Origin of the sequence: Pantoea rwandensis, from assembly GCF_000759475.1 — a bacterium.
Classification (GTDB): domain Bacteria; phylum Pseudomonadota; class Gammaproteobacteria; order Enterobacterales; family Enterobacteriaceae; genus Pantoea; species Pantoea rwandensis_B.
In genome coordinates, this window is the sequence record NZ_CP009454.1 from 2,300,768 (window position 1) to 2,313,916 (window position 13,149).

The 13,149-nt window shown below is 54.0% G+C and carries 7 protein-coding genes; 6 read left to right on the top strand and 1 reads right to left on the bottom strand.

The features are described from left to right. The first annotated feature begins 188 nt into the window (after positions 1–188). On the top strand, positions 189–1,277 hold the full coding sequence (locus tag LH22_RS10525; RefSeq protein ID WP_038646389.1) for an acyltransferase family protein: 1,089 nt from the start codon (positions 189–191) through the stop codon (positions 1,275–1,277). 409 nt (positions 1,278–1,686) lie between these two features. Beyond that, positions 1,687–2,769 carry an acyltransferase family protein gene (locus tag LH22_RS10530; protein WP_038646391.1) on the top strand — a complete coding sequence of 361 codons (1,083 nt, stop codon included), beginning with the start codon at positions 1,687–1,689 and terminating at the stop codon, positions 2,767–2,769. 88 nt (positions 2,770–2,857) lie between these two features. On the opposite strand, the gene putA is transcribed toward LH22_RS10530, so the two are convergent. Next, positions 2,858–6,802, bottom strand: coding sequence for a trifunctional transcriptional regulator/proline dehydrogenase/L-glutamate gamma-semialdehyde dehydrogenase (gene putA / locus LH22_RS10535; RefSeq protein ID WP_038650033.1), 3,945 nt, complete (start codon positions 6,800–6,802; stop codon positions 2,858–2,860). Between the two features lie 443 nt (positions 6,803–7,245). On the opposite strand from putA, the gene putP reads away from it, so the two are divergent. The 4 genes from putP to efeB all read left to right on the top strand — a co-directional run bounded on the left by putP (position 7,246) and on the right by efeB (position 12,678). Next, positions 7,246–8,730, top strand: a complete 1,485-nt coding sequence (gene putP / locus LH22_RS10540; protein WP_038646394.1) for a sodium/proline symporter PutP — start codon at positions 7,246–7,248, stop codon at positions 8,728–8,730. 658 nt (positions 8,731–9,388) lie between these two features. Further along, positions 9,389–10,222, top strand: a complete 834-nt coding sequence (gene efeU / locus LH22_RS10545; RefSeq protein ID WP_038646397.1) for an iron uptake transporter permease EfeU — start codon at positions 9,389–9,391, stop codon at positions 10,220–10,222. Between the two features lie 54 nt (positions 10,223–10,276). Then, positions 10,277–11,395, top strand: coding sequence for an iron uptake system protein EfeO (efeO, locus tag LH22_RS10550; RefSeq protein ID WP_034824332.1), 1,119 nt, complete (start codon positions 10,277–10,279; stop codon positions 11,393–11,395). 2 nt (positions 11,396–11,397) lie between these two features. Further along, on the top strand, positions 11,398–12,678 hold the full coding sequence (gene efeB, locus LH22_RS10555; protein WP_038646398.1) for an iron uptake transporter deferrochelatase/peroxidase subunit: 1,281 nt from the start codon (positions 11,398–11,400) through the stop codon (positions 12,676–12,678). The last annotated feature ends 471 nt before the right edge of the window (positions 12,679–13,149 follow it).

Consider the following 13,149-nt stretch of genomic DNA (forward strand, 5'->3'; position numbering starts at 1 on the left):
ATTCTCCCTCTCAGTTTCCTCTGAAAATTGTCAAAGAACCTTCAATTAACTAACTGAAAAATAATATTTTATTGTCTGCAGAAATTCACTGGCAACAGGCAGAATGATTTTTAAGACGCCCCCGATTGAGACATCTTTGTAAATATAAATAATTCTTTACAAATTCATGGCGCAATCAGGATCATAAAATGACACATGCCAGAAATGAAGTCCTCTGGATCAACACGCTAAAAGGGGCCTGCATCCTACTCGTGGTGTTGCACCACTCGATCATCACCACTTTCGCTCCCTCACTGCATCACCTCACGGCCGGCATGGTGCCTGCGCACTGGTGGGTGACCTTCAATACCTATCTTTCTCCGCTGCGTATGCCCGCCTTTTTCTTTGTCTCGGGCCTGCTGGCGGCCAGTTCGATCGTCAAGAAGAGCTGGAAAGAGGTGTTCACCAAGAAGTTCAGCAATATCGTGTATCTCTATTTGCTGTGGGGAGTGATTCAGTGGCTGAGCATTCACTATATCTCCACGCACCTCGGTGAGCGGCTATCCAGCACCAAAAACGCGGCCTATGCCGACACGCCGTTTGAGTTCCTTAAACTGCTGCTGACCTCCATGACCAGCCTGTGGTATCTGTACGCGCTGGCGGGTTTCTTCCTGTTCACCAAGTTGTTCCATCGCCAGAAAATGGCGCTGATGGCACTGGCGATTGTCGCGACCTACGCTGCGCAGTTCAGCCTGATCCCCGGTTGGGGGCCGGCCAGCGTGGCGCAAAACTATCTCTACTTCCTGCTCGGCGTATTCTTCAGCCAGTCTCTGATTGAGATTAGCCAGCTTAAGCGCCAACACTGGCTGCTGTTGGCAGGCATTGCGGTAATTGGCGTGGCACATCACGTGGGCGGCATCTATAAAAATCCGTTCTACAGCCTGCTCACCATCGTGTTTGGTATCGTTGTGTGCCGTTTCCTCAATGAGCGCCTGAACATGGCGTGGCTGAACTGGATTGGCCGTAACACGCTGCAGATTTATGTCCTGCACCGCATTTTCATTGAGTTGCTGGGACTGAGCGCGATTGCCCTGGCGCTGCATTACGGCTGGTTTGGTCATGCGGCCTTCAGTTGGGCATGGGCGCTGCTGATGCCGATAACGGGCGTGGCGCTCTGCGTGACAATCTCCCTGGCGGTGTGGTCACTGCTGAATCGCGGTCCAGGCAGAATGTTATTCCTTTATCCTCGACTGTTGCGAAAACCCGTGCCAGAGACAAAAGCGGCACCGCTGCAATAATCAAATAGGGCCAGTTTGCTGGCCCTAATTATTTCCACTTAGCACAATATTAATATCCGCGTTTATCCATCTGCCACATTTCATAATTATCCGAATAAAATTTGATTTTAATTTGGTTTGTTTGTGGTGGATTGCTCTTAATTTCCCTGTATTAATTGCTCACCTTATTTCCCTCTTCATACCCTTAGTGACTCTAATTTGGGAAGATATTGTTAGCCTGCTTAGCATTTGATTAATATCTGGAACTGTAAAGTATTGTTATATCAGGACCAGTAAAAAACTTTTAGGACTTTCGCTAGAGTCATCCCCCGCCAGCTTGTTTAATAATCGTTGAATAACCAGAAATGCATCATTGCTTATTTCCTCATACTTCTCCTTTTAGACCTACACAGCAGCGGGAGTTAATCATATGAATAACGCCAGGAAAGAAGATATTGCATGGGTCAATACCCTGAAAGGGGCCTGCATATTGCTGGTGGTGTTGTACCACACCGTATTACCCGGATTTGAAGGAACGGTGAAATTATTGACGGCGGGTTGGATACCGGCAGAAATATGGGTGCAGTTTAATACCGTTTTATCTCCGCTGCGTATGCCAGCCTTTTTCTTTGTTTCGGGCTTGCTGGCAACCAACGGGATTCTTAATCGTCCCTGGAAGCAGGTATTTACCAGTCGTATTACCAATCTGTTCTATCTCTATATTTTGTGGGGCTTTATTCAGTGGTGGTCGATTGTGGGTATCTCGACAGAGATTACCGGCCAGCGTATCTCACACAATCTGAATGCCGCCTATGCGGGTTCACTGTTGGAGTTCCTGAAGCTGACGTTTATGGCGATGAGCACCTCGTGGTATCTATACGGACTGGCACTGTATTTCCTGTGTGCGAAGATCTTCCACAAACAGAAAGTGGCGTTGCTGGTGGTCGCGGTTGCGCTTAACTATCTGGCGGTGGAGAAGATCATTCCATACTGGGGACCGCAAAGCGTGGCGCAGTACTTCCTGTTCTTCCTGCTGGGCGCGTTCTGGAGCCCGCTGATGCTGCGTATGAGCGAATGGCGTAGTGAAAATCTCGTGCCATGGGCGCTGCTGGCGGCGGTCTCAGGGATTCACATTATCTTCGGTCTGGATAAGAGCCTGTTCCTGTGCATCATCGCAGTGCTGGCGAGCGTGGCGGCCTGCCGCTGGCTCAATGCGCACTTTAAGATGACGTACTTTAACTGGATTGGCCGTAACACCCTGCAAATCTACGTGATTCATCGCATTTTCATTGAGTTTTTCGGCATGTCAGCGATTTTGTTCGCTCAGCGCCATCATCTGTTTGATTATGCCTGGTTCTCCGTGCTGTGGGCGTGTTTCTATCCGGTTGCGATTGTGGGGATTTGCTCACTGCTGTCGGTGGCGGTGTGGTCTGTAACCAATCGTGGGTTGGGGCAGTCGCTGTTTGTTTTCCCGACCTTGATTGGCATGAAGCGCAACAAGTCTGCGGCGTAAATACAAAGCGTCAAAAACAACGCCGCAACGAATAGGTAAATTCGTCGCGGCGCGTCATGGATAAGGGCCCGTTTGGGCCCTTATCTTTTTAACCAATGGTCATCAAACTGGCGTTACCACCCGCTGCGGCGGTATTCACGCTCAGTGAGCGCTCTATCAACAGACGTTCCAGCAGTAGATTGGTTTCGCCACGCGCGAAGCCCTGCACCGAAACAATCGCACCGTCCCGCGCGGCAACCTGCTCGCACAGCACACGCAATTGATCCGCGTCCCCGTGATAGATCACCGCATCAAACCCGGCTGCCAGCACATCTTTCACCAGCACTACGTGTTTTTGTACGGCCGCAGGTAGAGATTTGCGCAGCGCGCGATGCAACTCATCATCCTGCCACAGCGCCTGGCTGCCCACGCTGGTCACTGCCGCCAGTTGCGTCAGTGCATCCTGCTCGTTATCCGCAATACAGAGGACGTGATCGCGCGGCAGCAGCGTGAAGGTGTTACGTTCACCGGTTGGACCCGGCAGCAGTCGCACCGTACCCGCCTGCGCCAACTCGTCATAACGCTGACAGAGTGCCAGCAGCTCAGGTTTATCCTGCGCCCAGCTCTGCAATGCCTGGTGCGCGCTCATCAGCTCAGCACGCACGGAACTGTCAACCGGACGCTCGGCATCCTGACGATCGAAGGTCTTACGCAGTGCATTGTCCGGGCGGTTTGCCAGCAGGCGATAGAGATACAAAGGACCACCGGCTTTTGGACCGGTGCCCGATAAACCTTCACCACCAAAGGGCTGCACGCCGACGACCGCGCCGACCATATTGCGGTTCACATACAGGTTACCGACCTTCGCACCTGCCGTGACCTGCGCGATGGTTTCATCGATACGCGTATGCACACCCAGCGTCAGACCGTAACCAGAGGCGTTAATCTGATCAATCAACTGTGGCAGGCTGTTACGCGCATAACGCACCACGTGCAGCACCGGGCCGAACACTTCTTTATCCAGATCGCTGACCTGATCCAGTTCGATCAGGGTTGGCTTGATAAAGGTGCCGCTGGTCCACTCTTTGCTGTCTTGCGGATTGTCCTGCGCCGCCTGATACACGGTGAAACCTTTATTGCGCATCGCCTGAATATGGCGCTCGATGTTACCTTTGGCTTCGGCATCGATCACCGGGCCGATATCCGTCGAGAGACGTTCCGGATTGCCCATGCGGCATTCGGCCATCGCGCCACGCAACATTTTCAGGGTGTGATCGGCGACATCATCTTGTACGCACAGCAGACGCAGCGCCGAGCAACGTTGTCCGGCGCTGTCAAAGGCGGAGGCAACGATATCGATCACCACCTGCTCAGTCAGCGCCGAGGAATCCACGATCATGGCGTTCATGCCGCCGGTTTCAGCAATCAGCGGCGTTGGGCGGCCTTGCGGATCGAGACGACCCGCCAGATTGCGTTGCAGCAGCGTCGCAACGGCGGTGGAGCCGGTGAACATTACACCGCGTACACGCTCGTCGCCCGTTAACTGTGCACCGACAGTCTCGCCCTGGCCGGGCAGCAGTTGCAGCACGCCTGACGGCACGCCCGCATCCAGCATGATTTGTACCGCCTGCGCGGCAATCAGCGGCGTCTGCTCAGCGGGTTTCGCCAGCACGCTGTTACCGGCTGCCAGTGCTGCAGCAATCTGACCGGTGAAGATCGCCAGCGGGAAGTTCCATGGGCTGATGCACACCACCGGGCCGAGCGGACGATGGGTTTCGTTATCGAAATCATCACGCACCATACCGGCGTAGTAATAGAGGAAATCGACCGCTTCGCGCACTTCGGCAATGGCGTTGTTGTAGGTCTTACCTGCTTCACGCACCAGCAGACCAATCAACTGCTGCATCTGGCCTTCCATCGCTTCGGCGGCGCGCTCCAGAATCGCAGCGCGTTCTTGTGGCGGGGTGGCAAACCAGATTGGACCGGCATTCACTGCGGCATCCAGCGCTTCCGAGACTTCTGCTTCGCTGGCTTCGCGCACGCTGCCCACCACATCGGCTGGTGCAGAAGGGTTGAGTACCGGACGGCTCACGCCGTCACCCAGATCACCCTCGACCAGCGGCTGGGCAATCCATGGCTGGCTGGCGCTGTTGAGTAGGGCACTGGAGAGTGACGCCAGACGATGTTCGTTCGCCAAATCCAGACCGGCTGAGTTGGCGCGCTTCTCACCATACAGATCGCGCGGCAGCGGGATTTTCGGATGCGGTAAACCGACTGCGCCTTCGGTCAGCGCCATCTTCTCCACCGCAGAAACCGGATCGGCAACCAGCTCATCCAGCGGCAGGGTGTTATCCGCGATGCGGTTAACAAACGAGGTGTTGGCCCCGTTTTCCAGTAAGCGACGGACCAGATAAGCGAGCAGGGTTTCATGGGTGCCGACCGGTGCGTAGATACGGCACGGACGGTTCAGTTTACCGTCTGCCACTTTGCCGACCACCTGCTCATACAGCGGTTCGCCCATGCCGTGCAGGCACTGGAACTCGTACTGACCCGGATAGTAGTTATTGCCTGCCAGCTGATAGATCGCTGCCAGCGTGTGGGCGTTGTGGGTAGCAAATTGCGGATAGATCAGATTCGGTACCGCCAGCAGTTTGCGGGCGCAAGCCAGGTAAGAGATGTCGGTGTACACCTTGCGGGTATAAACCGGATAACCTTCCAGCCCTTCAATCTGCGCGCGTTTGATTTCGCTATCCCAATACGCGCCTTTCACCAGACGAATCATCAGGCGACGGCGGCTGCGTTGGGCGAGATCGATCAGGGAGTCGATCACAAACGGACAGCGCTTCTGATATGCCTGAATGACAAAGCCAATCCCGTTCCAGCCGTCCAGTTCCGGCTCGAAGCATAGCTTTTCCAGCAGGTCGAGCGACAGCTCCAGACGGTCTGCTTCTTCTGCATCAATATTGATACCGATGTCGTAAGAGCGCGCCAGTAAGGTCAGTGATTTGAGGATCGGATACAGCTCTTCCATCACGCGCTCATACTGCGCGCGGCTATAGCGAGGATGCAGGGCCGACAGTTTGATTGAAATGCCTGGACCTTCATAGATGCCACGACCATTGGAAGCTTTACCAATGGCATGGATCGCCTGCTGGTAGGACACCAGATAAGCTTTGGCATCGCTGGCGGTCAGCGCCGCTTCACCCAGCATATCGTAGGAGTAGCGGAAGCCTTTCTCTTCCAGCTTGCGCGCATTGGCCAGTGCTTCCGCAATGGTTTCGCCGGTGACGAACTGCTCGCCCATCAGCCGCATCGCCATATCCACACCTTTGCGGATCAGCGGTTCGCCACTCTTGCCAATAATGCGGTTAAGCGAACGCGACAGATTGGCTTCATTGTGGGTCGATACCAGACGTCCGGTAAACAGCAATCCCCAGGTCGCAGCATTGACGAACATCGACGGGCTGCGGCCGAGGTGCGACTGCCAGTTACCGTTACTGATTTTGTCGCGAATCAGCGCATCGCGGGTTGGTTTGTCGGGAATACGCAGCAGCGCCTCCGCCAGACACATCAGCGCCACGCCTTCCTGTGAAGAAAGGGAGAACTCCTGCAACAGGCTTTGCACCATTCCGGCGCGCCCGGTTGCACCTTTTTGGTGCCGAAGCTTATCCGCCAGGCTGTAAGCAAGCTGATGAGTTTTCTCGGCCAGCGGGGCAGGGAGACGCGCCTGCTCCAGCAGCATCGGTACCGCATCGGTTTCCGGACGACGCCACGCAGCGGTGATGGCTGAGCGCGTGACCGACTGCGGCAAAATATGTTCAGCGAAGTCGAGGAAGGGCTGGAATGACTCGTCTGGCGTGCCTTCTTCACTGGCGGCATCGGCAAGTTGCAGGGGAATTTCTGGCAAAGATTCACCGGCTTCCAGCTGCGAAAGGTAGTTAAAAATCGCCTGTTTGATCAGCCAGTGTGGCGTGCGGTCAATTTTACCTGCCGCCAGTTTAATGCGATCGCGGGTGGCTTCATCCAGCTTCACCCCCATGGTGGTGGTTCCCATGATTTCCTCGTCCTCAAAATATGATTCGACATCAGCGTGGGCTGCACTATCACTCATGTTGCAACTTTGTGCAACCATGTTAAATGTGACCTGAGTTGCACGTTTATCACCGCTTAAAATCAATCTGATGAAAAAGCGGCACAGAACTTGCTGCAAGAAGCTCGCCAAAGTTGCAACTCCGGTCAACGAGAGCACTCTCATGTTGAATAAGGTGCAACTCAAAGTGTGAGCGTGTGCAACCTATTGGCATTAAATCATCGAAGTCAGGTGAAACCATTGTGACAGCTGTGTTAAATGCATTGTGCGCGCCGCCCCTTTGCGGCAGGATACCGCGCCTTAAGAGAAATCGCTTTCTCTGGATGCGGTAAATCCCTGCGTTATCACGTTCCGATGACGCAGGAAAAAGATTTCTCTTAACGGATTAAATAATAAGTGGAGAGAGTATGAGTATAAGTACACCGATGTTGGTGACCTTTGTAATTTATATCCTGGGAATGGTGCTGATTGGTTTTATTGCCTACCGTTCAACCAAAAACTTTGACGACTACATTCTGGGTGGACGCAGTTTAGGCAGCGTGGTCACCGCACTGTCAGCGGGTGCATCAGATATGAGCGGTTGGTTGCTGATGGGCTTACCCGGCGCCATCTTCCTTTCCGGCATTTCAGAAAGCTGGATCGCCATTGGCCTGACTATCGGTGCCTGGCTGAACTGGAAAATTGTGGCAGGTCGCCTGCGCGTGCAGACCGAACATCACGATAACGCTTTAACGCTGCCGGACTTCTTCTCCAGCCGTTTCGAGGACAAAAGCAAGCTGCTGCGTGTTATCTCCGCTGTGGTCATCCTCATCTTCTTCACCATTTATTGCGCATCTGGCGTGGTTGCGGGTGCCCGTCTGTTTGAAAGCACCTTCGGTATGGATTACCAGACCGCGCTGTGGGCCGGTGCTGCTGCCACCATTCTTTATACGCTGGTGGGCGGATTCCTGGCGGTCAGCTGGACCGATACCGTGCAGGCCAGCCTGATGATCTTCGCGCTGATTCTCACTCCGGTGTTTGTGATTATCGCGGTAGGTGGTTTCGATGATTCACTGGCGGTGATCGAAGCGAAAAGTCTTGAAAACCTCGACATGCTGAAAGGGCTCAACTTTGTTGCTGTGATCTCCTTACTCGGCTGGGGCCTGGGCTACTTTGGACAACCGCATATCCTGGCGCGCTTTATGGCGGCGGATTCACATCACTCGATTCGCACAGCACGTCGCATTGGCATGACCTGGATGATCCTGTGCCTGACCGGTGCCGTGGCGGTAGGCTTCTTCGGTATCGCCTACTTCCAGAACCACCCTGAACAAGCGGCAGGCGTAAGCCAGAACGGCGAACGCGTGTTCATTGAACTGGCGCGTATCCTGTTTAACCCATGGATTGCTGGCATCCTGCTGTCTGCGATTCTGGCAGCGGTGATGTCCACCCTGAGCTGCCAGCTGCTGGTGTGCTCAAGCGCCCTGACAGAAGACCTTTACAAAGGCTTCCTGCGCAAAAATGCCAGCCAGAAAGAACTGGTGTGGGTAGGGCGTTTAATGGTGCTGCTGATTGCGTTGATCGCTATCGCGCTGGCGGCCAACCCGGAAAACCGCGTGCTGGGCCTGGTCAGCTATGCATGGGCAGGCTTTGGTGCCGCCTTCGGTCCGGTTGTCCTGTTCGGGGTGTGCTGGAAGCGTATGACACGCAACGGCGCGCTGGCAGGGATGGTGATTGGTGCACTGACGGTGCTGCTGTGGAAACAGTATGGTTACACCGAACTGTATGAAATCATTCCTGGCTTCATCTTCGCCAGTATCGCGATTGTGGTGTTCAGCCTGATCGGCAAAGGCCCATCAGAAGAAGCGCAAGCGCGCTTTGCTGCGGCTGAAGCGGAATTCAACACTAAGTAATGTGGTCTCTGACATATCAAGCCCGCCCGTTAAACGGCGGGCTTTTTTATTGAATAGACAATGTTCAAACGTTCAATGCAAAGCAACAACACTGCCAAATGTTCGATACAGGCTATGCAGAATAGCGAAGCATTTGCGCCGTGAATGGCACCAGTCTGCTCTGAAGCTTCCGTGTGTGTCATTAAAAACGGCAATGCTTAAACTCTCAATTCAAAGCAATACCACAGCCAAACGTCCAATAAAGGCCATGCCGAAGAGCGAAGCGTCCGCGCCATGGACGGCGCGGCCGATCTGCAGGGATGCGTGGTTTCTTCGCGATCGGGATGGCCTTTAGTGGACAGAGCACTGAACGTGCAGCGATACCCCTGCACTGAACCTGCAGCGATAGCCCTGCACTGAACCTGCAGCGATACCCCTGCACTAAACCTGCATTCATGCCCATACGCAGCAGGCTTAGCAGTATCGACTACATAAAACTTCACTTACCAGACCAAACGCCGCGATCTCCTTCGCATAGAATCCGTCGCCCTCCCCGCAAATGAGAAATAATTTCATTAAGTGACTTGTAATTTTACCCGCGATAATGATAATCGATATCGTTTGCACTTTACGTATTTTTACCTAAGGTTTACCCTGCTTAACAATCAAGAGGTTGGTGATGTTCGTACCGTTTCTCATTATGCTGCGTGAAGGTCTTGAAGCAGCTCTCATCGTCAGCCTGATTGCCAGCTACCTGAAACGCACCCAGCGTACACAGTGGTTCCCCGCGATGTGGGCGGGTGTTTTCATTGCCGCAGCACTCTGCTTAGGCCTTGGCATTTTCATCAATGAAACCACCGGCGAATTCCCGCAAAAACAACAAGAACTGTTTGAAGGCATCGTGGGAGTCGTCGCGGTGGTCATCCTCACGTCCATGGTGTTCTGGATGCGCAAAGTCTCGCGCAACATCAAAGCCACACTGGAACGCTCGGTGGATCAGGCATTGCAAAAACAGGGCGGCGGTGGCTTCCCGCTGGTTCTCATGGTCTTTCTGGCCGTTGCTCGTGAAGGGCTGGAATCGGTATTCTTCCTGCTCGCCGCTTTCACCCAGGATGTCGGCTACGCACCGCCGATTGGTGCAGTACTCGGCCTGTTAACGGCGATTGTATTGGGCATGCTGCTCTACTACGGCGGCATTCGCCTCAACCTGGCGAGCTTCTTCCGCTGGACCAGCTTATTCATTCTCTTTGTTGCCGCAGGCCTCGCGGCAGGTGCGATCCGTGCTTTCCACGAAGCAGGGCTCTGGAACCACTTCCAGGACATTGCTTTCGATCTTAGCAACACGCTCTCCACCCACTCGGTGGTCGGTACGCTGCTGGAAGGCATTCTCGGTTATCAGGAAACGCCAAGCGTCAGTGAAGTGGCGGCCTGGCTTATCTACCTGATTCCGGCGCTGCTGCTGTTCTTCTTCCCGGCACGCCCAACGGCCAGTGCTGCACGCACCACACGCTGAAATTAAATCAGGCGCGATTGCGCGCCTGTTCTTCCATGTAACAGGGATATCACTATGACGATTCGCTTCCGCCGTAAGGCGCTGTTAGTTTCGATGCTGGCTCTCTCAGGCGCTGCATCTGCTGCATCCATCCCGCAAGTCACGGTTACCGTCACTGACAAACAGTGTGAGCCGATGTCACTCAATGTGCAGGCGGGTAAAACCCAGTTCATCATCAAAAACAACAGCCAGAAAGCGCTGGAGTGGGAAATCCTGAAAGGGGTGATGGTGGTAGAAGAGCGTGAAAACATCGCGCCGGGTTTTAGCCAGAAACTGACCGCGAACCTCGAAGCAGGCGAATATGACATGACCTGTGGCTTGCTGACCAACCCGAAAGGCAAACTGGTGGTTTCGGGTGAGTCGAAAACCGCTGCCAAAGGCAAAACCGACATCATGCAGCTGGCTGGCCCAATCACGGACTACAAAACCTACGTGATGAGCGAAGTCAAAGAGCTGGTGGCGGGCACTCAGGCCTTCACCGATGCAGTCAAAGCGGGCGATCTGGAAAAAGCCAAAGCGCTGTACGCACCGACCCGTGCACACTACGAGCGTATCGAGCCGATTGCTGAACTGTTCTCCGATCTGGACAGCAGCATCGATGCCCGTGAAGATGACTTCGAGAAAAAAGCCGAAGACCCGAAATTCACCGGTTTCCACCGCATCGAAAAAATCCTCTGGGCCGACAAAACCACCAAAGGTGCTGAAGAGTTTGCCACTAAGCTGAATCAGGACGTGCTGGATCTGCAGACCCGCATCAGCGAACTGGCATTCCCTCCGGCGAAAGTCGTCGGCGGCGCAGCAGGCCTGATCGAAGAAGTGGCAGCCAGCAAAATCTCGGGTGAAGAAGATCGTTACAGCCGTACCGACCTGTCTGACTTCCAGGCCAATATCGACGGTGCACAGAAAATCGTTGATCTGCTGCGCCCACAACTGCAAAAAGCTAACCCGCAGCTGCTGGCGAAAGTCGATGCCAACTTCAAGAAAGTGGACAGCATCCTCAGCAAATACCGCACTAAAGACGGTTTCGAATCCTATGAGAAACTGACCACCGCTGACCGCAATGCGCTGAAAGGGCCGATCACCACTCTGGCGGAAGATCTCTCCCTGCTGCGCGGTACTTTAGGTCTCGACTAATCATGAGCCATAAAAATGACGCGGCGCAGACGTCGCGTCGTCGTTTATTGCAGGGATTAGGCATGTTGGGCGGCGCGGCTGCCCTGAGTGGCGGCTGTCCGTTCCATACGGCAGCCGCGGCTGACAGCTTCTCTCCCGGCACGGTTGCACCCGATGCGCGCCAGCAGGCGCAACCCTTCTATGGCCCGCATCAGGCTGGCATTATCACCCCGCAGCAGGCTTCCATGATGCTGGTGGCTTTTGACGTCTTAGCCAGTGACAAAAGTGACCTCGAACGTTTGTTCCGTCTGCTCACAGAGCGCTTCGCTTTCCTGACCAAAGGAGGCGCCGCGCCAGTTGTCACCAACCCGCAGCTGCCGCCAATGGATTCCGGTATTCTTGGCGCTGATATCGCACCCGATAATCTCACCATGACCCTGTCCGTGGGCACCTCGTTGTTTGATGAGCGCTTTGGTTTAAGTGCACACAAACCGACGCAACTGCAAAGCATGACACGCTTCCCCAACGATTCGCTGGATGCCGATCAGTGTCACGGCGATTTACTGCTGCAAATCTGCGCCAATACGCAAGACACGGTGATTCACGCACTGCGCGACATCATTAAGTACACGCCCGATCTGCTGGCCGTACGCTGGCGGCGTGATGGTTTTATTGCCGATCATGCCGCACGCAGCCATGGCAAGGAAACGCCGATCAATCTGCTGGGCTTCAAAGATGGCACCGCCAACCCTGATACGCATAACCCTGCGCTCATGGATCAATTGCTATGGGTGACGGCGAATCAGCAGGAACCTGCCTGGACGCAGGGCGGGAGTTATCAGGCGGTGCGTATCATTCGTTTCCACGTTGAAATGTGGGATCGCACTCCGCTGGGTGAACAGCAAACCATATTCGGTCGTGAGAAACTTTCCGGTGCGCCGCTGGGCATGAAAGAAGAACATGACGTGCCGGATTACAGTAAAGATCCGGATGGTGATGTCATCGCGCTGGATGCGCATATCCGTCTCGCCAACCCACGCACGCCGGAAACCGACAGCAGTTTAATGCTGCGCCGGGGTTACAGTTACTCCTCAGGGATTACCGGTTCGGGGCAGTTGGATATGGGACTCTTGTTCGTTTGCTATCAGCATGATTTAGCCAAAGGCTTTATCACGGTGCAAAAACGTCTCAATGGCGAAGCACTGGAAGAATATATTCGTCCGATTGGCGGCGGATACTTTTTCGTTTTGCCGGGCGTCCCTGACGAAAAACATTACCTTGGCCAGCCTTTACTGCAGGCCTGATTAATAAACGCACCGCGCCAGCGCAGCGATAAGGTTGTGCTGGCGCTTTTTTCACCGACCGTAAACTTTCCCCTGGTCGCTTCCACTTCCGAATGTTCTGAAAAAGTTCGGCGCGCGTCAAATAATCCATCCAACTGAAAAATAGAGATAATTTAATTTAAGACGAAAATTCTCATGCTTCGCTTATCTCTTTTTCTTTGTCGTGACGTAAAAATACTGTTGCAAAGCATGGTTAATATGATGCACTTTACTCATAAGCGTTGTCAGTTGTGTGGCTAAGTCCACTGGAGTTCGCGCATGACCCGGTCCTTCTATGGACAGTTAAATACACTTCAGCTAGCGCAGTACACTGCGGGGGATTTCTTCCCTCCAAAGTATCCTCTTCACTTTTCAATTATCGTTCCCGAACTATCGCCATTTCTTTACCGGTGCGCTTCAGCGCTTCGTCGTTGTTGCACACTACTCTCAATA

What these genes read in the sequence shown, in the direction of transcription:
- efeB (WP_038646398.1), top strand. Translation starts at nt 11,398, where the DNA reads ATGAGCCATAAAAATGACGCGGCGCAGACGTCGCGTCGTCGTTTATTG.
- efeO (WP_034824332.1), top strand. Translation starts at nt 10,277, where the DNA reads ATGACGATTCGCTTCCGCCGTAAGGCGCTGTTAGTTTCGATGCTGGCT.
- putA (WP_038650033.1), bottom strand. Translation starts at nt 6,802, where the DNA reads ATGGGAACCACCACCATGGGGGTGAAGCTGGATGAAGCCACCCGCGAT.
- putP (WP_038646394.1), top strand. Translation starts at nt 7,246, where the DNA reads ATGAGTATAAGTACACCGATGTTGGTGACCTTTGTAATTTATATCCTG.
- LH22_RS10530 (WP_038646391.1), top strand. Translation starts at nt 1,687, where the DNA reads ATGAATAACGCCAGGAAAGAAGATATTGCATGGGTCAATACCCTGAAA.
- LH22_RS10525 (WP_038646389.1), top strand. Translation starts at nt 189, where the DNA reads ATGACACATGCCAGAAATGAAGTCCTCTGGATCAACACGCTAAAAGGG.
- efeU (WP_038646397.1), top strand. Translation starts at nt 9,389, where the DNA reads ATGTTCGTACCGTTTCTCATTATGCTGCGTGAAGGTCTTGAAGCAGCT.